Source organism: Ochrobactrum sp. RH2CCR150, from assembly GCA_014138095.1.
In the GTDB taxonomy this organism is placed as follows: Bacteria; Pseudomonadota; Alphaproteobacteria; order Rhizobiales; family Rhizobiaceae; genus Brucella; species Brucella gambitense.
In genome coordinates this window covers 292,460-316,201 of record JACGXE010000005.1, presented here as the reverse complement: position 1 = coordinate 316,201, position 23,742 = coordinate 292,460, and the positions used below count along the sequence as shown (strand labels likewise).

Here is a 23,742-nt window from a genome sequence, read left to right as displayed (position 1 = left end):
GCGAAGGCGCATACTAAAGATGTCGCTGCCAATAGCGCGCTTGAACTAAGCGGCTGCGTAAAAATAGCAGAGAAAACAAAAAATTAGGGCGTCATCCGGAATCAAATTCTCAGATAACGCCCTGATAAACCACAGCCTGTTAAAGCGAATTCCCGATCAGATATTCACCTGCGTGCCGATTTCCACCACGCGGCCGGTTGGAATCTGGAAATATTCGGTCGCGTCGGATGCGGTGCGTGCCAACAGAATAAATAGCTTATCCTGCCATAAAGGCATGCCGGAATGCACCGACGCCTTGAGCGAGCGACGCGACAGGAAGAAAGACGTCGTCATAATGTCGAACTTCCAGCCAAGCTTGCGGCAAAGGCCAAGAGCGCGCGGAATATTCGGCTGCTGCATATAGCCGAATTTAAGCGTCACCTGCATGAATCGCTCGTTATATTGCGAGACGCGGGCGCGATCCGCGCTCGAGACCCACGGCTTCGAAGCCGTGACGACGGTCAGGATGACATTGTTCTGATGCAGGACCTTGTAATGCTTCAGACTGTGCATCAGCGCGGTTGGCGCACTTTTCGGATCGCCCGTCAGAAAGACGGCTGTTCCCGGTACAATCGTTGGCGGACGCTTTGCCATCTGCTCGACGATGAGGTCAAGCGGCACTTCGCCCTTGCGCGTCTTGAGGAAGAGATGCCGCGTGCCCCTCACCCAGGTCCACATGATGATGACGAGCACAGCTGCAATGCCGATCGAAGCCCAGCCGCCTTCATGCACCTTGATGATGTTGGCGCTGAAGAACATGATGTCGATCAGCAGGAAGCCCAGCATCAAAGGCAGGGCGCGACCCACCGGCCACTTCCAGATCCGTGTCATGACGATATAGAGCAGTACGGTCGTCACCAGCATATTGCCGGTAACCGCGATGCCATAGGCAGCGGCCAGATTGGTCGACTTCTCGAAGCCCAGCACCAGAATGACCACGGCAAGGCCGAGCAGCAGATTGACGCGCGGAATATAGATCTGTCCGTGCAGCTTTTCAGACGTATGCTGAATTTCAAGACGCGGCAGAATATTGAGCTGCACCGCCTGTCGCGCCACCGAATAGGCTCCGGTGATGACGGCCTGACTGGCGATCACCGTTGCTGCCGTGGCGAGTAGCACCATCGGTAACAAGGCGAAATCCGGTAACATCTGGAAGAACGGCAATGCAGCCGCCTCACCATGCGACAGGATGAAGGCAGCTTGTCCGAAATAATTGAGCACCAAGCACGGAAACACGATCCACAGCCAGGCACGCACAATGGGCTTGCGCCCGAAATGGCCGAGATCGGCATAAAGCGCTTCCGCACCCGTCATGGCGAGGAAAACCGCGCCGACCGTAATGAAGGCGATACCCGGGCTGATGATAAGAAAATGCAGTGCATAATAGGGATTAAGCGCGGCGATCACGGTCGGGTCGTCGAAAATATGCCAGAGGCCCGAAGCGCCAAGCGCCAGAAACCAGATCGCCATGATTGGCCCGAACACGATAGCCACCCTGCCCGTGCCAAGCTTTTGCACCGAAAACAGCGTCACAAGGATGACAACGGTGATGGGAACCACAAACGGTGTGAGGCTGGGTGCAACGATTTCCAGACCTTCCATGGCGGAAAGCACGGAAATGGCGGGCGTAATGACTGCATCGCCGAAGAACAATGCCGCGCCGACAATGCCGACACCGAGAATGAGATTGGGACGTCCCTTCAACGCGCCACGCACCAGCGCCATCAGCGAGAGGATACCGCCTTCGCCGTTATTGTCGGCGCGCAGCACGAACAGGACATATTTGATCGTGACGACCAGCGTCAGCGCCCAGAAGATCAGCGACACGACGCCAAGAATATCCGGTCGGGACAGAACTCCGTCGGAAGCCGCAGCGTGCAGCGCCTCACGGAAGGCGTAGATCGGGCTGGTGCCGATATCGCCATAGACGACACCGAGAGCGCCCAACACCAGCGTCTTCATGCTGTCATTATGATGGTCGTTCTCTTCGGTGGCAAAGCCGGTTTCAGAGCCTGCCGCACCGCCAACAAGCGGCGCTGTGGCTGCGTCCTGCGGGGTGGGTTGCGATTGCGCGTTCTGGCCGTTCAGCTCATCGCTCATTTGCAGACACCTCGCAACGTCCTGAAGTCATTCTGGCTGGAAATCATATTATGTGGAGTCCACTCACAGGAACGCCCGCAAAAGATTGCGGATTGCAACAACCGTGCCGCACCTTGCCCCAATCAGGTTCAATCATAATCACCGGACCGAACGACAGAAACGAATCGCTTCGATGAAAACCGCAAGGCGAAACTCGCCATGGCGCATCGATGTGGAATGCGGACTTCGGAAAACTGTATCAATGCTTCCCTCATACGTTCCTGCGCGCCCCCGACGCGGATAGAACCAGCCGCGGACGCCTATAGCTTGTTGAGCTTTGGCACAAATGCGCTTTTTGCAAAGCTTGCATGCAAGCCATGCACAGAGCGCATTGAATGCACCAATTACCCAGCCAAAGCAGCGATGAAACGTGCCACTGTCGTCGCCATACCATACGTCAAAGCGTCCGCCGTCAATCCATGTCCGATGGAAACTTCTTTCAATTGTGGTATGCGCTTGACCAGTGCGGGAAGATTTTCAACCGTCAAATCATGACCGGCATTGACTTCAAGACCGAGTGCCGTCGCGGCTTCAGCGGCTTTGCCTATCCGGTCCAGCTCACGCGCTGCCGCTGCCGGGTCGTCATAGGTCGCGCCGTAAGGGCCCGTGTAGAATTCCAGCCGGTCAGCGCCAAGAGCCTTGGCCTTGTCATAGCCCAGCGGATCGGGATCGGCGAACAGCGAAACGCGCATGCCGCCCTTCTTCAGCCGCGCCACGATGGGTGCAAGATAGTCAGCCTTGGATAGAAAATCCCAGCCGTGGTCCGAAGTGGCCTGCGTCGGATCATCCGGCACCAGTGTCACCTGTTCCGGCTGATGCTTTTCAACCAGTTCCAAGAAAGCTTCGCTCGGAAAACCCTCGATGTTGAATTCAGCCTGCGGAAATTCATCGTCGATCAATGCACGAATATCGCCGAGATCGGAAAAACGGATGTGGCGCTGGTCCGGTCGCGGATGCACCGTCAAGCCCGCAGCCCCGGCTGCGAGGGCTATCCGTCCAAGACCGGTGACACTCGGCCAGGGCAGATCGCGGCGGTTGCGCAGCATGGCAATGGCATTGAGATTGACAGATAATTTCGCAGGCATGGAGGCGCTTCTCCCGTTATCGGTTTTCGCTTTATATCGCCCGCCGCAGGAAAGTGTGAGTGTTTTCCCGTCGCACCCGATCCCCCATCCCCAAATGTTGCCGTTTCCCGCCTTTCGAGCATGAGGCAAGCTGTTCCGCGCTGAAATTGGAACAACAATCCGCAACCTTTCACCCGGTCCAGGCGTTTGAATCCTGTCCCACCAAGGGCTCGATTGAAGGATTGATGATAGAACGACACCTGGAGACCGATGATGCGCAATGAGGACATCCCCGTCGTCCGCCGCATTCCCACAGACCGGAATGATGTATTCGCCTTTGCCATTGAAGGGCATCTGGACGATTCATCGCTGGAGAATCTCTACGGTCTGCTCGACGCGGCCTATGAGCAGTTTGACGAGATTGATCTCCTGATCCGCCTCGCCGGCTATGAAGGTGTGGACTGGACTGCGGCCTTTTCCGAAAGCATGCTGTCGATGCGTTCAAAATCGCTCAAGCATCTGCGGCGCTATGCGATTGTCGGCGGGCCATTATGGATTCAGGCCAGCATCACCCTGATGCAGCCCTTCCTCTCCATAGAAATGCGTTCTTTCGAAACCGATGAAGAACAGGACGCATGGGAGTGGCTGAGCGCGAAACCGGTCGAAAGCTGATTATTTTACAATCGTCAGCCGTTCAGCCGCACGCGTAATGGCTGTATAAAGCCAGCGCTCACGCGTATCGCGAAAAGCAAAGCTTTCATCGAACAGCACGACATCGTCCCACTGCGAACCCTGCGCCTTGTGCACCGTCAGCGCATAGCCATAGTCGAAATCGTCGTAGCGCTTCTTGGTCTGCCAGGGAATTTCGCTATCCGGGTCTTCGAACTGCGCTTTCAACAGCTTGATCTTGGCGACGCCGCGATCATCGTCTTCCGGCGCAACCAGAAGATTGATCCCCGGCTTCACGGTTTCCTTGGATGAGGTCATGACCTTCCAGAGCGACCCGTTGAGCAGGCCCTTGGCCGGATCGTTGCGCAGACAGACCAGCTTGTCGCCCGCTTGTGGATAATCCGCCGTAAAGCCCTTCAACTCACGCAGGCGCTGATTGTAGCGACGGCGCGTGCGATTGGTGCCGACAAGCACCTGATCCGCCTTCAGCACCATCTCCTGATTGACTTCGTTCTTGCTGATGACCTTCGCCGCGCCGTGATCGCCATAAGGCAATTCGCGCCCTTCCCGGACATCAAGCGCCATGCGGATAATCGGATTGTCCTGCGCCTGACGATGAATTTCGGTGAGCAGATAGTTCGGCTCATGTTCGGTGAAAAAACCGCCGCCCGAGATCGGTGGCAACTGGCCGGGATCGCCGAGCACAAGAATCGGCGTTCCGAAGCTCATGAGATCGCGCCCGAGCGCCTCGTCCACCATCGAGCATTCGTCGACCACGATCATTGCCGCCTTGGCAACAGGGCTTTGCCGGTTGAGCGAGAATGTCGGCGCGATGGACGTCTTGCCCGTCGTCTCGTCCTCGATAGCTTCCTCGCCGCGCGGCCGATAGATCAGCGAATGCAGCGTGCGCGCATTGCTCGCGCCCTTGGAACGCAGGACCTGCGCCGCCTTGCCGGTAAAGGCAGCAAACTGCACATCGCCATCGACATGTTCCGCGAAATAGCGCGCAAGTGTCGTCTTGCCCGTTCCGGCATAGCCGAACAGCCTGAAAATGGGACTACGGCCGTCTTTCAGCCATTGTCCCACGGCCTTGAGCGCCTGATCCTGTTCCGGTGAAAACTGCATGGCTCTTTCAGACAGGATTCGCGACCTGAAAACAAGATCAAACCGTGATCAAACAGCTGTATTCAGGAGAGCGGTATAGCGGGAGAGGTCGACATTGCCGCCGCTGACGATCACGCCCACCCGCTTTCCGCGCAATTGATCCGCAATCTGGCGGGCACCGGCGAAGGCCAGACAGCCGGTCGGTTCGACCACCAGCTTCATCTGCCGGGCAAAGAACTTCATGCCGTCGACAAGCGCCTGATCGCTGACTGTCAGCACATCCGTCACCTTCTCGCGAATGATCGCAAAGGTCAGATCGCCCGGCGCTTGCGTCTGCGCGCCATCGGCCAGCGTCTGCGGCGTGTCGATGCGCACAATCTTACCCGCACGCAGCGACTGTTGGACGTCATTCCCCGCTTCCGGCTCGACGCCGTAGACGGCGCAATCGGGCGAAAGCGCCTTGGCAGCCAGCGCCGATCCGGCAATCAACCCGCCGCCGCCGACACAGACGAAAAGCGCGTCGAGCGGACCCACTTCCTCGATCAATTCCTTGGTCGCCGTGCCTTGTCCTGCAATGATATGCGGGTGATTATAGGGCGGGATCAGGGTCAGACCGCCCTCCTCCGCCAGACGGTTCGTAAGGGCGTCGCGGTCATCCTTATAGCGATTGAACGTGATCACATTGGCGCCATAGCCGCGCGTTGCCTCGAGCTTCGACTGGGGCGCATCTTCCGGCATCAATATGGTGGCGGAAATGCCAAGCAGCTTTGCCGACAAGGCTACGGCCTGCGCATGGTTGCCCGACGAAAACGCGATCACGCCGCGCTTCTTCTGCTCGTCACTGAAGCGCGACAGGGCATTGAATGCGCCACGAAACTTGAACGCGCCGATGCGCTGCAGACTTTCCACCTTGAAAAAGAACTCTGCGCCGGTCTCGTCATTCAGCGCCGTCGAGGTCAGAACCGGCGTATGAAACGCGTGACCTTCGATCTGGCTCGCTGCGGATGCAACATCGTCATAAGTTGGAAGTGCCGACATGCTCATGCTCCTGATTGTATTACCTTAACATCGGCCAAAGGCTTGCGATAAGCAGCAAGGCCATAGCGATGTTGAACCATTTGAGACGCACCGGATCGTCCAGCCAGTTGCGCAGCAACATGCCAAAACCTGCCCAGACCGACACGCTCGGCAGATTGACCAGCGCGAAAGCGACGCTCACGAGCGATACCGCCAGATAGTAGTTGTCATGCGTGGCATAGGTGGCAATGCCGGTGACAGCCATCACCCACGCCTTGGGATTGACCCACTGAAAGGCTGCCGCCTGCATGAAAGTCATCGGCTTGCCATCACCATTGCTTTTGGCTTCGCCGATGGAACGCGACGTCGCGATTTTCCATGCGAGATAGAGCATGTATGCGCCGCCAGCGAATTTCAGGCTGGTATAGAAAGCCGGTACCGTTTCAAGCAACACGCCCAGTCCGAACCCGACCGCCAGAAGCAGGCCGAAAAAGCCGACGCCAATACCCAGCATATGCGGGATCGTGCGGCGAAAACCGAAGTTCACACCCGAAGCCAGAAGCATCAGATTATTCGGACCCGGTGTTATGGAAGAAACGAAAGCGAAGGCGATCAGCGCCAAAAATATTTCGACAGACATGTGATGAACCCGATTTACCCGCACAAATTAGCTCAATAAAAAACCGGCACAATCGAAACATTGTGCCGGTTTTAAGTCTTATTGTATCAATCCTCTGCCCTTGGCAGAGAAACTATACTTACATGCCTTCTGGGCCGCGGTTCATCGCCGCCACGCCAGTGCGGCAGATTTCGACGAGGCCGAGCGGCTTCATGATCGAGATAAACTGGTCGATCTTGGCGGTTTTGCCGGTGATCTCCAGAATGAAGTGATCTGTCGTCGCGTCGACCACCTTGGCCTTGAACGCATCGGCAAGACGCAGAGTTTCAGCGCGGGCTTCACCCTTGCCTGCCACCTTGACCAGTGCCAGTTCGCGCTCGATCGGATGATCGTAGCCAAGTTCGGTGGCGCGGTGGCTCAAGTCCACCACGCGATGAACCGGAACAATGCGTGCCAGCTGATGGCGGATCTGGTCAAGAACGTGCGGCGTACCACGCGTCACGATGGTGATGCGCGAAAGATGCTTCTCGTGCTCGGTTTCCGAAACCGTCAGGCTTTCGATGTTGTAGCCGCGGCCGGAGAAAAGTCCGATAACGCGGGCAAGGACACCCGGCTCGTTGTCGACGAGGACGGCAAGCGTATGGGTTTCCGGGGTCTGGGTTTCGGCTGCGATGAAGTAGGCCGATCCGGAAGCTAGGTTCTGTGCATTCATAATTAAATCCTCCGGATCAGACGAGCGCGCGGCCCTTGGCGTCGATGGCATTGGCAACGGCTTCGTCCGTGGCTTCATCGGGTAACAGCATTTCGTTATGCGCCTTGCCGGACGGGATCATCGGGAAGCAGTTCGCCAGATTGGCAACGCGGCAGTCGAAGATGACCGGCTTGTCGATGTCGATCATTTCCTGAATGGCGGCGTCGAGATCGCCCGGCTTTTCGCAACGAATGCCATGCGCACCATAGGCTTCCGCCAGCTTGACGAAATCCGGCATCGCTTCCGTATAGGAATGCGACAAACGATTGCCATGCAGCAATTGCTGCCACTGGCGGACCATGCCCATATACTGGTTATTCAGAATGAATATCTTGATCGGCGCATTGTGCTGGATGGCCGCCGACATTTCCTGAATGCACATCTGGATCGATGCGTCACCCGCAATGTCGATAACCAGCGCATCCGGGTGCGCGATCTGCACGCCGAGCGCGGCAGGCAGACCGTAACCCATGGTGCCGAGACCGCCCGAGGTCAGCCAGCGGTTCGGTTCTTCAAAACCATAGAACTGTGCAGCCCACATCTGGTGCTGGCCAACTTCCGTGGTGATGTAGGTCTTGCGGTCCTTGGTCAGTTCATACAGCCGCTCAATGGCATATTGCGGCATGATGACGTCTTTGTTCGGCGTATAGGCCAGCGAATTGCGGGCGCGCCAACGGTCGATCTGCTCCCACCAGGCCGCGATGGTCTTCTTTTCCGGCTTCTTGTCGGAAGCGCGGAACTGGCGAACGATATCCTCCAGAACATGCGCAACATCGCCGATGATCGGCACATCCACGCGGACATTCTTGTTTATCGAAGACGGATCAATATCGATGTGAATCTTCTTCGAATTCGGTGAGAAGGCATTGAGGCGACCAGTGATACGGTCGTCGAAACGCGCGCCGACGCACAGCATGACGTCGCAATCATGCATGGTCATATTGGCCTCAAAGGTGCCATGCATGCCCAGCATGCCGAGCCAGTTCTTGCCGGAAGCCGGATAAGCGCCAAGGCCCATCAGCGTAGAGGTAATCGGGAAGTTGCCGAGTTCAACCAGCTCGCGCAGCAGACGGGAAGCTGCCGGGCCGGAATTGATCACACCACCGCCGGAATAGATGACAGGCTTCTTCGCCGTGGCGAGCAGACGAACAGCGTCGGCAATCGCCTGCGCATTGCCGTCGAGAACCGGACGGTACGTGGTGCGCGGCGTGGTCTGCGGCGGCGTATAGATGCCCTTGGCAAACTGGATGTCCTTCGGAATATCGACCAGAACCGGACCGGGACGACCCGTGGATGCGACATGGAAAGCTTCGTGCAGAACGCGCGACAGGTCGTTGACGTCCTTAACCAGCCAGTTGTGCTTGGTGCAGGGGCGCGTGATGCCAACGGTATCCGCTTCCTGAAAAGCGTCGGAGCCAATCAACGAGGTTGGGACCTGGCCGGAAATGCAGACAAGCGGGATGGAATCCATCAGCGCATCCTGAAGCGGCGTAACCGCATTGGTTGCGCCCGGACCGGACGTCACCAGCAACACGCCAACCTTGCCGGTGGAGCGGGCATAGCCTTCGGCAGCATGGCCAGCGCCCTGCTCGTGACGCACGAGAATGTGCTGAACCTTGTCCTGCTGGAACAGTTCGTCATAGATCGGAAGCACCGCGCCGCCAGGATAGCCGAAAATGCTCTCCACGCCCTGATCGATCATGGCCTGGATGACCATTTCCGCGCCGGTCATCTCGCGTGGATGGCTTGTTTCCTGTGATCCTGCGGCGGTTGCTTCCGCCTCTTGTTTACCTGCAGTCATCGTTCTCTTCCCGTCTAGTCTATATTTCGGTGTTGGATTTAGCCGCATCGGGCTTTTTTGGATAATAAAAAAGGCCCCCGAGGGAGCCTGTCTTTCGCGCATGGGAGCTTTCGCCGGATGGTTACACCATCCTGCCCATGCGCGCCCGTACCACAAGAATAATAAACGTGTTCATGGGGCGGGACACTAATCGCCTGAAAAGAAGCCGTCAACGCATAAATACGGGCCCTGCGATATTTTCTTAAGATTCACCCCACCCTTTCGATAACTTTATTTCAACCCGGATTTGATAGTTTCCCTCGACACTCTTTTGAAAGTTGGCGGAATGAACACGGGCGGGGATATTGACGGCAATGCCGAGATGAAAGACCGTGGCTTCGTACAGCGCAACCGCACGGAAGGTCACGTCATCCAATGCGACGGCGAGCGCGCGATTATTGCAGCTCTTTCGGGGCCCTCCTCCACGGCATCGGACGACTACTGGACCGTGGGTCAGCTCATCTCGATACAGTCTGGCGGCAACCGTCTGGTCGGCCTCGTCCATAATGTCACCGTGCCCGACAATGCCTGGGCACGCGGCGGCGACAACATCGTCCACGTCCATGTCGAATTTCTCGGAGAAGTTCGCGGCGAACCGGATGGCCTTATGACGTTCAGCGGCGGCATTTCCAGATATCCTTATCCCGGCGCCATCGCCCACCGCATTCGCGCCACCGACCTGTCCGCAGTCTATGCCCAGATGGGCCAGACAAGCGTTCCCATCGGCGCGCTGACACAGGACGCTTCCGTCCCCGCCTATGTTTCGGTCGAAGATCTCATCTCACGCCACTTTGCCGTTGTCGGCACCACGGGCGTCGGCAAGTCCAGCGCCGTCATGCTGCTATTGCGCCGCATCGTCTTGCAGCGGCCCGATCTGCGCATCCTGATCCTCGATCCGCACAATGAATTTGCGGGGGCGTTTCCCGATCTTGCCATTGCCGTTGACCAGACCAATATCGAATTGCCGTTCTGGATGCTGCGGCTGGACGAGTTTGCGGATGTCATCTTTCGTGGCCGCACGCCAGAGCCTATGGAATACGACATATTGCGGGACCTCGTGCAGCTTGCCCGTGAAAAGACGAGTGACAGCGAAACCGGCGGCCGCCAGACCTTGCGGCGCAAATTGTCGGACAGAACGGTCAGTGTCGATACGCCAATTGCCTATCGTCTGCGCGATCTCCTGACCCTGATTGAAGACCGGATCGGCCTTCTCGACAGCAAGGCCGAGCGCCCCTATCTGCGCAACCTGAAAGCTCGGTTGGAATCCATTGCCAGCGATCCGCGCTTCCGCTTCATGTTCGCCGTCACCGGCGGCCCGGAAACCATGCGTCAGGCCATCGCCCGCATTTTTCGCATTCCGCACAATGGCAAGCCGATTTGCACCTTCCAGCTCGCGGGCCTGCCATCCGAGGTGGTCAACGCGGTCGCTTCGGTCCTGTGCCGCCTCTCCTTCGACATTGCCATGTCGAGTGAAGGCAGCCTGCAAACCCTCGTCATCTGCGAGGAAGCACACCGCTATATTCCAGCCGACAAGGATGCCGGGTTCTGGCCGACGCGACAGGCCATCGCCCGCATTGCCAAGGAAGGGCGCAAATACGGCTCGTATCTCGGCGTGATCAGCCAGCGCCCCGGCGAACTGGACGCCACCATTCTCTCGCAGTGCAACTCCATCTTCGCAATGCGTCTCGGCAATGAGCGCGATCAGGAAATCATCAAAGGCGCATTGCGCGGCGGCGCCCGCAGCATGGCCGGGTTTCTCTCGTCAATTGCCAATCGTGAAGCCATCGCCTTTGGTGAAGCGTTTTCAACGCCGATGCGGCTGACATTTGAAACGGTCCCGCCACATCAGCTGCCCGGACGCCGCAAGGCCGAAAGCCTCACCGCATCCTGGCAGGTCGATGACAAAATCGCACTGGATCGTATTGTGGATCGGCTTCGCTCCTTCGAAAACAATGCGCAAACCGGCGCGCCCGAAAAACCATCCGAGGATAGCGATCTGTTGGAAAGGCCTTCAACAATCAACAGGCTGGAAACCGTTACGGCTGCGCCAATTGCTTCGGAGCGACCGGTGGCCGTTGTCTCCCATAACAGCGAAACAGCCCAAAGCATGAAGAAACTCGGCGATCTGGTGCGCAATTTCCGCAAGGATTATGAGAGCTGACAGAAAGCCTTTAGCGGCCCGATATCAGGCGCAGACGCGATTGCGTCCCATATTCTTGGCGGCATAGAGCATCTTGTCGGCGCGGCGATAAAGGTCCTTCGACGTTTCGCGCCGGTCCCATATCGCAAGACCGATACTGACGGTAACCGTCAGCTTCACATCGCCAAGATCGATTTCCAGCGTTGCAATGGCCTTGCGGATACGATTGGCAAGCTTGATCATCAGCTCCGCGTCCATATTGGGGGCGAGCACCGCAAATTCCTCGCCACCAAGACGCGCAACCACATCGTGATACCGCGTATAATCGCGCAGGCAGCGCGCGACTTCCTGCAAGACCACGTCGCCAATATCGTGTCCATGGGTGTCGTTGACGGCTTTGAAGTGATCGAGGTCGATGATCATCAGGCCGACCGGTCGTTGGATACGGTCGAACTGAACCAGATATTCCTTCAACGCTTCGTCGAAATAACGCCGGTTCTGCATGCCGGTCAGACTGTCGGTCAGAGCGGCATGTTCGAGTGTCTGCGACCGTTCGGACAAATCCTGCGTGATGATCTGCAACTTGCCGCGATCCAGCGCCTCGGTGCGTATCTGCGGATAGATCAGCAAAAGCCCGCAAACGATGGAGGCGATGAGAACCCATATTGCCGCGTGATTGAGCCGTGCAAGAACGGCCACCAGTTCGGAAGCGGACGCATCAAGAGGGGTCGCTGCAAGCAAACCCAAGTCGACGTGCACGCGATAAAGCAAAATGCCTATCCCGCACATCAAAATAATCAGAATGAAAAATGCCCGCTCCGATTTATGAAACCGCATATTTCGCGCCCGCCTCTCCTTTCCGGAGATTGCCAGCGAGTTATTTCAGTGTCGTTAATTGAAGTAGTGCTTCATCAGAATTACTTAAAAAATTCCAGCTTTTATCAAGCTGGTTTCGAAACCAGGTCGACTGGCGCTTTGCATATTGCCGTGTTGCAATCACTGATCGTTCGATGGCTTCGTCTTCACTCATCATACCTTCAAGGAAAGCGCTGATCTCCCGAACGCCAATGGCCTTCATGGCGGGCAACGCCGGATCGAGATCCAAGGACAGCAACGCCTTCACTTCATCGATAGCGCCATTGTCCCACATCAGGGCAAAGCGCCGCGCAATGCGCTCCGAGAGCCAGCCCCGTTCTGGCAAAAGCACAACCTTGCGCGCCGATTGGTCGTCCACCAGCACGCGCCCCTTGGTCTGCTGCCATGTGCTCAAGGATTTTCCGGTGCTCTCGATCACCTCCAGCGCCCGCACGATGCGCTGGCTGTCGGTCGGCTGAAGCGTAGCAGCCATTTGCGGGTCGCGTTCGGACAGCGCCCGATGCAGCGCTTCGGCGCCTTCCGCCTCCATGCGGGTACGCCAATGATTGCGCACATCTGGCGATACTTCCGGCATTTGCGACAAACCACCCAGCAGCGCGCGAAAATAAAGGCCCGTGCCGCCGACGAAAATCGGTGTCCGTCCTGCCAGATCCGGCTGCGCCAGTAGCGCCGCCACATCGGCGAACCATTTGCCGGTGGAATAGGATACGGACGGTGCAACATGGCCGTAGAGATGATGCTCGGCTGAAGCCAGATCGTCTGCGCCCGGACGCGCCGTCAGCAGATCAAGCACGTCATAAACCTGCATGGAATCGGTGTTTACGATGAAACCGCCGGCCTCCCTTGCCATATGAACAGCAAGTGCCGACTTGCCGCTGGCCGTTGGGCCAGCTATCAGGATGGCATTCTTGATCGCCTCCTCACTCATCGCAGGAATCGCTCCCTCATGTCTGCATCCGCTTCGCTCATTGCCACTTTGATCGCCAACCCGGCCAAGGCCGCTCTTGTTCCGTCGCTCGGGATTAAAGCGTCAGCGGCAGTGAATGCAACAGGACTTTACTGGCTTGCAGACGGTATTGCCTGCGATATCCCCTTGCCAAGCGGCCTGAGCGCCGATGACGCCGACGCTGCGCTGCGCGCGGCACTGGACGGCGCGCCAGTTGATGTTGTTGTGCAGGAGCAGGATCGCCGCCGCAAGAAAATCCTGATTGCTGACATGGATTCGACCATGATCCAGCAGGAATGCATTGATGAACTGGCGGAAGAAGCAGGCTTGCGCGAGCATGTGGCCGCAATCACCGCCCGCGCCATGAATGGCGAGATCGCCTTTGAACCGGCGCTGCGCGAACGCGTTGCACTTCTGAAAGGCTTGCCCCTTCAGGTTATCGACAAGGTAATCGCCACCCGCATCACGCTGACGCCCGGCGGGCCGGAACTGGTCCGCACCATGCGCAAGCACGGTGCTTATACCGCGCTCGTCTCCGGCGGATTCACATCCTTCACCCACCGTATTGCTGAAATGATCGGCTTCAACGAAGACCGCGCCAACCTTCTTCTGGACGATGGAGCCAAGCTGACAGGCGTTGTCGCGGAGCCGATTCTCGGTCGCGAAGCCAAGGTGGAACGGCTGGAAGAAATCGCTGATCGTCTAGGGCTGACGCCCGAAGACGCAATCGCAGTGGGCGATGGCGCCAACGATCTCGGCATGATCCAGCTCGCAGGCACGGGCGTGGCGCTGCATGCCAAACCGGCAGTGGCGGCAGAAGCCAAGGTGCGCATCGACCATGGCGACCTGACCGCGCTTCTCTACATTCAGGGATACAGGAAAACGGATTTCGTCGAATAGAGGTTTGTCTCAATGCTGAGCACTATACCGCTTGCCCCGCAGACCAACCCGACGACCACGCCCACTGGAAATTATATCCGCCGAGCCAGCCAGTGACATCGACCACTTCGCCGATGAAATAAAGACCCGGCACGGACTTGGCTTCCATGGTGCGCGAATCGAGATCACGCGTATCGACACCACCCAGCGTTACTTCTGCCGTGCGATAGCCTTCCGAACCGGCGGGCTTGATGCGCCAGTCATTGACAGCGGCTTCCACACGCCGGAACAGCTTGTCGGACATATCGGCGAGATGCCCGCTGGCACCGTTTTCCTCGGCGATGGTCTGCGCAAGCTTCTTCGGCAGATGCAGGCCGAGCGCGGTCTGCAAGGCCTGCTTGCCATTCTGCGTGCGCTGTGTGCGCAAGACTTCGAACAGGTCCGTACCGGGCAACATGCTGATGCGGATTTCATCGCCCTCTTTCCAGTAGGATGATATCTGCAAGATGGACGGCCCGCTGATGCCGCGATGCGTGAACAGCATGGCCTCGGCAAAACTCGTCTTGCCGCAGGCCACCACCGCATCCACAGCAATCCCGGCCAGCGGCTTCAGGCGTTCCAGCGTATTCGGTTCAAAGGTGAGCGGGACCAGCGCCGGGCGTGTCTCGACCAGCCGTAAGCCGAACTGCTCGGCAATGTCGTAGCCGAAGCCGGTTGCACCCATCTTCGGGATAGATTTGCCACCGCAGGCAACGACCACAGAACGGCATCTGACCGTCGTGCGGATGCCGCCTTCCGTCAGCCGCAGCTCAAACCCTTCTCCTAATATTCTGGCTATACTCTCGACACCGCAGGAGAGTTTCAGCCGCGCGCCGTAACGCTTCATCTCGCCCAGCAGCATATCGATGATTTGCGTTGCCGAGCCGTCACAGAAAAGCTGCCCGAGGGTCTTTTCATGATAGGCAATGCGATGCCGCTCGACCAATGCGATGAAATCGCGCTGCGTATAGCGGCTTAGCGCCGAGATGCAGAAATGCGGATTGCGCGACAGATAGTTCTTCGGACTGGCATGGATATTGGTGAAGTTGCACCGGCCGCCGCCAGAGATACGGATTTTATCACCCGCCGACCTGGCATGATCGACAACCAGCACGGAACGCCCGCGCTTGGCCGCTTCGATGGCGCACATCATCCCGGCTGCGCCCGCACCTATCACAACAATATCGACAGTTTCCAACTCGCACACCACTCCATGAAGCGTTTTGGCGCTTCAATCCTGAATCTCATTCTCAGCACTTGCCGCTATTTGATTCAAATCGCAAATGAAAACGGCGCTGCGGATGATCCGCAGCGCCGCTCGAACTCTATCTTACAAAAGTCTCAGTCGATCCGAACGGTCACGAAACGCAACTCGCCGGAACGCGACGCCAGCATGAGCAGCGCGTTCTTGCGCCCTTCCCGCCGCAGCGCGTCGATGCGCTTCTTCACGTCATCGGGCGCCTTGACGGTGACCTGATTGATATCGACGATGACATCGCCCGTCTCAACCCGCTTGTCGCCCGCAGCCGAACCCGGAGCAACGTAGAGGATGGCTACGCCGTTCACATCTTCAGCAATGCCGAATTCGCCGCGCACATCGTCATTGAGTTCGGAAAGCTTCATGCCAAGCACGGTCGGACCCGTGGCTTCGCTCTTCTGCTCTTTCTTCGGCTTTGCTGGCGCTTCCTGTCCGTCTTCGCCCTCTGTTCCATCCGGAACCGGCGCCTGATCTTCGGTTGCAGCATCCGTGCTCTTGTCATCTTCGACAAGGCGGCCAAGCTTCACTTTAACGGTTTGCTCTGCGCCATCGCGAACAACCTTGATTTCCACTTCCTTGCCAACCGGGCTTTCGGCAACAAGGCGCGGCAGATCGCGCGCGGTATCGACCGGCTTGCCTTCATAGCCGATGACAACATCACCAGCCTTCAGCGCCGTGTTGTCTACCCCGGAATTCTCGATCAGTCCGGCAATCAGTGCGCCCTTCGGGTCCTTCAGGCCGAGACTATCCGCAATATCCTGCGTCACCGGCTGAATGCGGACACCAAGCCAGCCGCGCTTGACCTCACCGAATTCCTTCAGCTGATCGATCACGCCAACGGCCATTTCAGCCGGAATGGCAAAGCCGATGCCGATAGAGCCGCCCGAAGGCGAGATGATCGCCGTGTTGATCCCGATTACCTGACCGTTCATATCGAACAGCGGACCACCCGAATTGCCGCGATTGATGGCGGCATCCGTCTGGATGAAGTCATCATAGGGGCCGGAATTGATATCGCGCTTGCGCGCAGAAATGATGCCAGCCGTTACCGTTCCGCCCAATCCGAAGGGGTTGCCGATCGCCAGAACCCAATCGCCAATGCGCGCCTTTTCGGAATTGCCGAACTGCACGGCCTTCAGCTTGTGCTTGGTTGGGTCGACTTTCAGGACAGCCAGATCGGTCTTGATATCCTTGCCAACCAGCTCGGCCTTCAGCTTGGTGCCGTCGTTGAAATTGACTTCAATCTCGTCAGCATCCGCAATGACGTGATTGTTGGTGACGATGAAGCCCTTTTCGGCATCAATGACGAAGCCCGATCCAAGCGACTGCACCTTGCGGGACTCGTCACCCTGCTCACCGTCCTTGTTGTTGAAGAAATCCTTGAAATATTCCTGAAACGGAGAGCCTTCCGGCACTTTCGGCATGGGCACAGGACCATCGCCCTCGCCGCCGTCGTCCTTTACGGTCTGCGAGGTGGAGATATTCACCACCGCATCCAGAAGCCCTTCCGCAAGATCGGCAACAGAACCCGGACCCTGAATGCCTTTCACAGGTGCGTCCTGAGCAAAGGCGGGCGGGGTTGCGACCGTTAGCGTTCCGGTGACAGCCAGCGCGCCCATTGCCACGGTTGCGAATAGGGTGCGAGCGAATCCCGCCTTCGGTACGATTGCCATAAAGCTCTGCTCCGATCCTGAATATCTACGCAAATAACCTAAAGGTTAGATCGCCGTAAATTAAGGCCTGTTTGCGGCCCCGTATAGACGAAGGGCCATAAATAACGGAACGGAGGGGGCTTATCCCCTGACAAGCCAGACGATGCCGACGCCGATGGCCAGCGCCGCGATACCGGCAATGCGCAATGCGCTTTCCGGCGCTTCACTCGCTTCGCGTGCGAGTTTCTTGGCGAAAAAAGGAAAGCCGCCGTAGAGCAGCCCCTCGATAACGAAGAGAAGTCCTACGGCGGCTAAAAAATCGCTCATCAGAGCTGGTCCTGAGCTTTACTGGGAAGGCGTTGCCAGCTTGCCGCCAGCATCACGGAAGAACTTGAAGAACTCCGAATCCGGCGAGAGAACCAACGTTGTATCCGGAGTTTCGAGCGCTTCGCGATAAGCGGCCATCGAACGATAGAAGGCGAAGAAGCCCGGATCCTTCGATGCAGAGGCTGCGTAGATTTCACTGCGCTGCGCATCGCCCTCACCGCGAAGGATTTCCGATTCCTTGCGCGCTTCGGCAATGGTTTCCACCACCTGACGATCGGCCACCGCACGAATACGCTGGGCGGCTTCACGGCCACGGGCACGCAGACGCTCGGCTTCCGCCAGACGTTCAGCCTTCATGCGCTCATAGGTCTGCTGCGAGACTTCGGCCGTCAGATCCGTACGGCGGATACGAACGTCCTGAATGGTCAGACCAAGCGATGTCGCATCGGGACGCAGTTGATCGCGCACTTCGCGCATCATGTCGCCACGCTCTTCCGAAAGAGCGGCTTCAAAGCCGCGCTGACCGTAGACACCACGCAACGCTGCATCCAGACGGGTGCGCAGACGCTGTTCGGCAAGGAGCGTGCTGCCCGAAACCGTTTCACGGAACTTGCGGGCATCGGTGATGCGGTAGACGAGGAACGCGTCGACGTCATAGAACTTGCCGCCCGAAACCTGAACGCGGATATCGTCCAGATCGAAACGCAGCAGACGGTCATCGATCATCTGCACCGTATCAGCATCAAGGAAGCCGAATGGTAGCTTGAAATAGATGCCCGGCTCAGTCTTCACAGCGACGATCTGACCGAAACGAAGAACGATTGCCTGCTGACGCTCCGAAACGATGAACGTAGCGGAATAGAGCAGGAAGGCGAGGACAGCGATGATACCCGCAATGATCGGAAGTCTGTTCTGAGCCATTACTGGGCACCTCCGCCGGTCGAGGGAGTCGTGGTCACATTAGCGCCCGGAGTAGCACCCGTTGCGCCTGCGCGCGGTTGCTGGCGCATCAGTTCGTTCAGCGGCAGATAGGGCACGACGTCCTTTCCGGGTTCCACAATGACTTTCTTGGTGCTCTTCAGCACCTGTTCCATGGTTTCGAGGAAGAGACGGTTGCGCGTCACTTCCGGCGCCTTTTCATACTGGCCGAGAACCGAACTGAAACGCTGGGCTTCACCTTCGGCGTCCTGAACAACGCGGTTCTTATAGGCTGCTGCCTCTTCGCGAACCTGAGCCGCTTCACCTCGGGCCTGACCGAGCTTCTGGTTGGAATACTGGTTCGATTCCTCGATGAAACGGTCTTCGTCCTGTTCGGCGCGCTGCACTTCATCAAAGGCATCAGCCACTTCACGCGGCGGCGACGCATCTTCGATCGACACGGCGTTGATCTGGATACCGGCCTGATAGCTGTCGAGCGTCTGCTGCACGATATTGCGAACGCTCTGTGCAATCTCGGCACGATTATCACGGAAAACGTCCTGCGCCGGACGGCGACCGACGATTTCACGCATCGCGCTTTCGGACACCTGCTGCACCATCGCATCGGGGCTGTCGACATTGAACAGATAGGCGCGCGGATCGGAGACGCGGTAGAGAACCGAGAACTGGACGTTCACGATGTTCTGGTCGCCAGTCAGCATCAGACCCTGCGTCGCCGTACGGGAACCCTGAGCGCCGATATTGATCTGCTTTTCGACGATCTGCGCCTTTTCATAGGTTTCAATCGGCCACCAATGGAAATGCAGGCCCGGCTCGGAAACTTCATCCTTCGGCTTGCCGAAACGAAGTTCAACCGCCAGTTCATCAGGCTGCACCGTATAGACGGACTGGAAAACCCAGAAACCGAGCAAGGCCGCGCCGATCAATAGATAGATCGGACGATTGCCACCGCTGCGACCACCGCCACCGGGGAATACCTGCTTCAGGCGGTCCTGGCCTTTACGCAAAATATCTTCGAGATCAGGTGGCGTGTTCTGTCCGCCGCCGCGCGGGCCCTTCGGGCCCTGTCCCCAGGGGCCATTATTATTATTGTTGTTATTATTATTGTTATCACCGCCGCCGCCACCCCATGGGCCGCCGCCGCCATTCTGATTGCTCCAGGGCATCCTCACCTCTAAGCTTCTGTTTCCCGCATCTCCGGCAAAAAACGCGTCAGCGTTTCTAACGGAGATGCTCCCGGAAGACGGGAAAGCAAGGCGCAAACCCCCGTCATCAACTAATGTTACCGTTTTATAGGCATCGGGAGGCGCGCTTTCAACGGAAGCGCAATAAAATTCCTATGTTATGCTTTACGTATCACGCTTTTCGTAAACCATATAACGGGTCGGATGGCTGTCTTTTTCCCCGGCTGGCACGTCTTCCGACGACACCAGACGCCATGCAGCTGGCCTAATCTCCGGGAAATGGGTGTCCCCGTCGATTTCCGCCAGAACGCGCGTCAGATGCACCCTGCCCGCCAGCGGCAAGGCCTGCGCATAAATCTTGCCGCCGCCAATGATGCAGACTTCGCCAACGCCAAGCTCTTCCGCAAGCTTGCGCCCAAACGCAATGCCCTCTTCCAGCGAGCCGACGATGTGTGCGCCATCGGCCTGAAAATTCGCATCGCGGGTCACGACTATATTCGGTCGTCCCGGCAAAGGCCGCCCAATCGATTCCCAGGTGCGGCGTCCCATGATGACCGGCTTGCCAAGCGTCAGCGCTTTGAAGCGCTTCAGGTCGGTCGAAAGCCGCCATGGCATATCATTATCGCGCCCGATCACGCCATTCTCGGCTGCAGCTACGATAATCGAAACGACGGGCTTATCCCTGCTCACGCTGTTACTCATACGGCAATCGGCGCCTTGATCGTCGGATCGGCTTCATAGCCTTCCAGCACAAAATCCTCGAAGCGGAAGGAAAACAGGTCCTTCACATCCGGGTTGATGCGCATGACCGGCAGCTTTTTCGGCGTACGCGTCAGTTGCAGCCGCGCCTGCTCGAAATGGTTGGAATAAATATGCGCATCGCCCAGCGTGTGGATGAATTCGCCAGGCTTAAGGCCCGCGACCTGTGCGATCATCATGGTCAAAAGCGCATAGGAGGCGATGTTGAACGGCACGCCGAGAAAAATATCCGCCGAACGCTGATAAAGCTGGCAGGACAGCTTGCCATCCGCGACATAGAACTGGAACAGGCAATGGCATGGCGGCAGAGCCATTTCATCGACCAGCGCCGGGTTCCAGGCCGATACGATCAGGCGGCGAGAATTCGGATTACCATGCAGCATCTTCATGAGATTGGCGATCTGGTCGATATGTCGACCGTCAGGCGCTGGCCAGGAGCGCCACTGATAGCCGTAGACCGGGCCGAGATCGCCCTTCTCGTCTGCCCATTCATCCCAGATCGAAACGCCGTTTTCCTTGAGATAGGCGATATTGGTGTCGCCCTTCAGAAACCACAACAGTTCATAGATAATCGAGCGCAGATGCAGCTTCTTGGTGGTCAGGACCGGAAAGCCCTCCTCCAGATTGAAGCGCATCTGATAGCCGAAAACCGAGCGCGTGCCCGTTCCCGTGCGGTCGCCGCGATCGGTGCCGTTATCGAGCACATGCTGGAGAAGATCGAGATAGGTGCGCATGGGATGTTCCCAGATGGGGTTTTCGGGATCGATTCGTTTCACCCCTACTATAAGGAAAAACCCCGGCGCGGGGCACCGGGGTTCGAATTCCACAGGCAATATGCACCGATCAGAGATCGCCGAGTTTGCCGAGCTGCTTGGCCACCAGATAGTAGAAGGTCACGCGGTGTTTGTTGCGATCGCCTTTCATGACTTCCGCGACGTGATTCACCACTTCTTCCGCCTTGGCGGCATCGGTCACGCCGAGCTTCTTGCCAACCCAGCTGTCGCGCACACGCTTCAGTTCTTCCGGATCGGTCGCCGAAACGAGCGAGGAGTCGCGATTGCGAAGCGCAATGCCCAGATGCTTGACGATCTTCTCGACAACCGCTTCATCGGCAGCAGCATCATAGCGACGGACATCTGCGAGGTATTCACTCATATATCGGCTCTCCTTCAGTATGGGCACACCGCCCAATCTCAACTGCACATCCCGATTGACCGGAAGAAAACTCCAGCCCTTCCAATATATATGTGACCAAGATTGACCAGTGCGAGCAAGCTGTCAACGACATTTTAGGGAAGCAACGCACAACAATGATCTTCTGTCCTACAAAGAACAAAATACGATCTCACATATTCTCCACTCAACATTCATTCATAATGAATAGCGTCATTCTGATTAATTTTTTAAGTTTACTTATAGCTTCACAACTCATTTTATTATATTTAGACCTTTGTATATTCTCTCGGCATTGCAATTTTCCCTCACTCTACCCGTGCATTTTCGGCACCGGTTGATGTCTTGCAGAAAATATTGTGGGCTATACTCAAGGCCGCAGCCCCAAAGGACCGTGGCGGCGCTGATATTTCCTATATAGCGCCTTATGTTAAAGCGGGCATCGATGGACTGGGGCCATGGGGTGCAGGCGCGCATACGGAAAATGAGACCATCGATCTCTCATCTCTTCCGACCGCAACCAAGCGGGCTGCTCTGTTCATACTTCAGAAAATTCAGGAGTAGGTTTGCCCCTGACAAATGTAACGGCCCCTCTTCCAATATGGATCGACCGCGCCTATATACGTCTCGCTGGCGCAAGCCAGCTATGGTGATAAATGGACGGTGTAATAAACCCATTGGACCCGGGGGCGGTACCCGGCGCCTCCACCAGAACACAGGCTTTATCGTTGGTCTGTACTGTGGCGGGGGCGAAATAGGATCGACAAGGGTGTAAAGATCGCTCTTTTACTCGGCATGATACCACCGTTATCGGGTCAATTGAGTAGTTGCAAATGACAACAATGCTCAGGGTTACGCTCTCGCTGCCTAATGGCGGTGCGGGAAACCCGCTCTAAAGCCCTTAGGGTTAGCACCTTAAGGCGGGGTTCGGAGGCACCTGGCAACAGAAGCCTCCACTTTCCCTTACAAGCTAGACCCTCTTCAAATCAGGCTGCCGCCGCTTCCGTTTCGACATCGCTCGCCTTGCGGGAGAGGACGATCTGCGTCAGCACGAATGCTGCCAGTGCACAGCCAGCGATGCCACCGACCATAGGCACAGCCGTTCCGTCGAAGAACGAACCCGTGATTCCGATTGCCAGACCGCCGATCACGAAATGCAGCGTGCCCATCAGCGCCGAAGCCGTACCTGCAATTGCGCCGTAATCTTCCAGCGCCAGAACTGCGGTGGTTGGAATTACCAGCCCAAGGAAGCCATAACCGACAAACAGGAAGGCCGCGATCAGCCAGAGCGACTGGTGCCCCATCAGCACAGCTGCGAGCATAGCGAGCATGGCAGCGGCAAAACCGGAAACGGCGACGCGCATCACACGGCGCAGGCCGAAGCGCGCGCCGAGCACCCCATTCAGCTGCGAAACGCCGAAGAACGACACCGCATTGGCCGAGAAAGCAAGCGCATACTGGTTCGGGGTCAGGCCGTAATGGTCGATGAGCACGAAGGAAGAATTCGCCAGATAGACGAAGAACGATGCAATGCCGAAGCCGCCGACGAAAACCAGTCCAAGGAAATAGCGGTCCTTGAGCAGCCGGCCATAGCCACGCAGAGCGCTGCCTAAACTGCTCTCAAGGCGCGCTTCACGCGTTCGCGTTTCCTGCTGGGCGGTGGCAACCAGCACGAGGCCGATGATCGCCGCCACCAGAACAGCCCAGAACACACCGCGCCATCCGAAGAAGCTGATGATGATCGACCCTGTGAGAGGCGCCAGAATCGGCGAAATCGAGAAGACCAGCATCAAAAGCGACATGAGTCGCGCTGCTTCGACGCCGGTATGCAGATCGCGCACCACGGCGCGCGGAATCACCATGCCTGCGGCCGCGCCAAGACCTTGCAGGAAGCGGAACAGCACCAGCACATCGATATTGGTCGCCAGCGCAGAGCCAACGCTACCGATGGCGAAGAGAATCAGTCCGCCGTAAAGCGGGATTTTGCGACCAACCATGTCCGACAAAGGACCGCAGAAAAGCTGGGCAATCGCCAAAGCAATAAAAAAGGCAAGCAGACTCATCTGTACCGCGCCGGTCTCCGCATGGAGATCGGCGGCAATCGTCGGCAAGGCAGGCAGATACATGTCGATCGCGAAGGGACCGACTGCGGAAAGAAGACCAAGAACAATCGCATTGCGCACAAGACTCGAAGCCATGGGAGACGCGCTTTCATCAATGTTTCGTGAGGTGTCCGCACCGGTTTCGGATCGCCAACTTCGCTTGGGAGGATGGATCGTCGGGCTCGCAAAACCGGTACTGGACTGATAACTACATGGAACTGCTATG

General features: G+C 57.4%; 22 protein-coding genes and 1 other RNA gene. 5 read left to right on the top strand and 18 right to left on the bottom strand.

From position 1 onward, the window contains the following. Positions 1–156: 156 nt before the first annotated feature. Together FHW03_RS13485 and FHW03_RS13480 are read right to left on the bottom strand one after the other, a co-directional pair. Positions 157–2,001 carry a potassium transporter Kup gene (locus FHW03_RS13485; RefSeq protein WP_377514835.1) on the bottom strand — a complete coding sequence of 615 codons (1,845 nt, stop codon included), beginning with the start codon at positions 1,999–2,001 and terminating at the stop codon, positions 157–159. Positions 2,002–2,522: 521 nt separating this feature from the next. Next, a complete protein-coding gene (locus FHW03_RS13480; protein WP_182521085.1) occupies positions 2,523–3,263 on the bottom strand; it encodes a pyridoxine 5'-phosphate synthase in 741 nt (246 codons plus the stop codon). A 252-nt stretch (positions 3,264–3,515) separates the two neighbouring features. Between FHW03_RS13480 and FHW03_RS13475 the strand changes: the two genes are divergently transcribed. After that, on the top strand, positions 3,516–3,914 hold the full coding sequence (locus tag FHW03_RS13475) for an STAS/SEC14 domain-containing protein (RefSeq protein WP_182521191.1): 399 nt from the start codon (positions 3,516–3,518) through the stop codon (positions 3,912–3,914). Here the strand turns inward: FHW03_RS13475 and FHW03_RS13470 are convergent, their stop codons facing one another. From FHW03_RS13470 to FHW03_RS13450, 5 genes are all read right to left on the bottom strand, one after another. Continuing rightward, positions 3,915–5,036, bottom strand: coding sequence for an ATP-dependent RecD-like DNA helicase (locus FHW03_RS13470; protein ID WP_078339367.1), 1,122 nt, complete (start codon positions 5,034–5,036; stop codon positions 3,915–3,917). A 48-nt stretch (positions 5,037–5,084) separates the two neighbouring features. Beyond that, positions 5,085–6,053: a threo-3-hydroxy-L-aspartate ammonia-lyase gene (locus FHW03_RS13465; RefSeq protein ID WP_151589389.1), complete on the bottom strand. Its 969-nt coding sequence runs from the start codon at positions 6,051–6,053 to the stop codon at positions 5,085–5,087. 19 nt (positions 6,054–6,072) lie between these two features. Further along, a complete protein-coding gene (locus tag FHW03_RS13460) occupies positions 6,073–6,672 on the bottom strand; it encodes a LysE family translocator (protein ID WP_182521084.1) in 600 nt (199 codons plus the stop codon). Positions 6,673–6,790: 118 nt separating this feature from the next. Beyond that, positions 6,791–7,363 carry an acetolactate synthase small subunit gene (gene ilvN, locus FHW03_RS13455; RefSeq protein ID WP_182521083.1) on the bottom strand — a complete coding sequence of 191 codons (573 nt, stop codon included), beginning with the start codon at positions 7,361–7,363 and terminating at the stop codon, positions 6,791–6,793. 16 nt (positions 7,364–7,379) lie between these two features. Beyond that, positions 7,380–9,203 carry an acetolactate synthase 3 large subunit gene (locus FHW03_RS13450; RefSeq protein ID WP_182521082.1) on the bottom strand — a complete coding sequence of 608 codons (1,824 nt, stop codon included), beginning with the start codon at positions 9,201–9,203 and terminating at the stop codon, positions 7,380–7,382. 325 nt (positions 9,204–9,528) lie between these two features. Between FHW03_RS13450 and FHW03_RS13445 the strand changes: the two genes are divergently transcribed. Next, entirely contained in the window at positions 9,529–11,403 is a 1,875-nt protein-coding gene (locus FHW03_RS13445; protein ID WP_377514784.1) for an ATP-binding protein, read from the top strand. Positions 11,404–11,427: 24 nt separating this feature from the next. Here the strand turns inward: FHW03_RS13445 and FHW03_RS13440 are convergent, their stop codons facing one another. Continuing rightward, the gene (locus FHW03_RS13440) at positions 11,428–12,219 is read right to left on the bottom strand and encodes a GGDEF domain-containing protein (protein ID WP_182521081.1); all 792 of its coding nucleotides are present in this window, start codon (positions 12,217–12,219) and stop codon (positions 11,428–11,430) included. Positions 12,220–12,259: 40 nt separating this feature from the next. Further along, the gene (gene miaA / locus FHW03_RS13435) at positions 12,260–13,186 is read right to left on the bottom strand and encodes a tRNA (adenosine(37)-N6)-dimethylallyltransferase MiaA (RefSeq protein ID WP_182521080.1); all 927 of its coding nucleotides are present in this window, start codon (positions 13,184–13,186) and stop codon (positions 12,260–12,262) included. 18 nt (positions 13,187–13,204) lie between these two features. Between miaA and serB the strand changes: the two genes are divergently transcribed. Then, positions 13,205–14,104, top strand: a complete 900-nt coding sequence (serB, locus tag FHW03_RS13430) for a phosphoserine phosphatase SerB (RefSeq protein WP_182521079.1) — start codon at positions 13,205–13,207, stop codon at positions 14,102–14,104. Between the two features lie 22 nt (positions 14,105–14,126). Here serB and FHW03_RS13425 read toward each other — a convergent pair whose 3' ends face one another. The 8 genes from FHW03_RS13425 to FHW03_RS13390 form a co-directional block, all read right to left on the bottom strand. Next, complete coding sequence (locus FHW03_RS13425; protein ID WP_182521078.1) at positions 14,127–15,320, bottom strand: NAD(P)/FAD-dependent oxidoreductase; 1,194 nt, start codon at positions 15,318–15,320, stop codon at positions 14,127–14,129. Between the two features lie 143 nt (positions 15,321–15,463). Beyond that, a complete protein-coding gene (locus FHW03_RS13420) occupies positions 15,464–17,053 on the bottom strand; it encodes a DegQ family serine endoprotease (protein ID WP_182521077.1) in 1,590 nt (529 codons plus the stop codon). A gap of 120 nt (positions 17,054–17,173) precedes the next feature. Continuing rightward, positions 17,174–17,359 (bottom strand): DUF2065 domain-containing protein, encoded by a 186-nt coding sequence (locus FHW03_RS13415; protein ID WP_078339379.1) that lies wholly within the window; start codon positions 17,357–17,359, stop codon positions 17,174–17,176. A gap of 18 nt (positions 17,360–17,377) precedes the next feature. Next, complete coding sequence (hflC, locus tag FHW03_RS13410) at positions 17,378–18,280, bottom strand: protease modulator HflC (protein ID WP_182521076.1); 903 nt, start codon at positions 18,278–18,280, stop codon at positions 17,378–17,380. Beyond that, complete coding sequence (gene hflK, locus FHW03_RS13405; RefSeq protein WP_377514780.1) at positions 18,280–19,464, bottom strand: FtsH protease activity modulator HflK; 1,185 nt, start codon at positions 19,462–19,464, stop codon at positions 18,280–18,282. Before hflK ends, hflC begins: the two co-directional genes overlap by 1 nt. Positions 19,465–19,647: 183 nt before the next feature. After that, positions 19,648–20,097 (bottom strand): dihydrofolate reductase, encoded by a 450-nt coding sequence (locus FHW03_RS13400; RefSeq protein WP_377514833.1) that lies wholly within the window; start codon positions 20,095–20,097, stop codon positions 19,648–19,650. Between the two features lie 83 nt (positions 20,098–20,180). Continuing rightward, positions 20,181–20,975: a thymidylate synthase gene (locus FHW03_RS13395; protein ID WP_138786352.1), complete on the bottom strand. Its 795-nt coding sequence runs from the start codon at positions 20,973–20,975 to the stop codon at positions 20,181–20,183. A 109-nt stretch (positions 20,976–21,084) separates the two neighbouring features. After that, complete coding sequence (locus tag FHW03_RS13390) at positions 21,085–21,396, bottom strand: DUF2853 family protein (RefSeq protein ID WP_109369383.1); 312 nt, start codon at positions 21,394–21,396, stop codon at positions 21,085–21,087. Positions 21,397–21,759: 363 nt separating this feature from the next. Between FHW03_RS13390 and FHW03_RS13385 the strand changes: the two genes are divergently transcribed. Continuing rightward, the gene (locus FHW03_RS13385) at positions 21,760–21,978 is read left to right on the top strand and encodes a hypothetical protein (RefSeq protein ID WP_182521074.1); all 219 of its coding nucleotides are present in this window, start codon (positions 21,760–21,762) and stop codon (positions 21,976–21,978) included. Between the two features lie 26 nt (positions 21,979–22,004). Beyond that, positions 22,005–22,372: a transfer-messenger RNA gene (gene ssrA / locus FHW03_RS13380) on the top strand. A gap of 28 nt (positions 22,373–22,400) precedes the next feature. Here ssrA and FHW03_RS13375 read toward each other — a convergent pair. Further along, on the bottom strand, positions 22,401–23,612 hold the full coding sequence (locus tag FHW03_RS13375) for a multidrug effflux MFS transporter (RefSeq protein WP_182521073.1): 1,212 nt from the start codon (positions 23,610–23,612) through the stop codon (positions 22,401–22,403). Between the last annotated feature and the right edge of the window lie 130 nt (positions 23,613–23,742).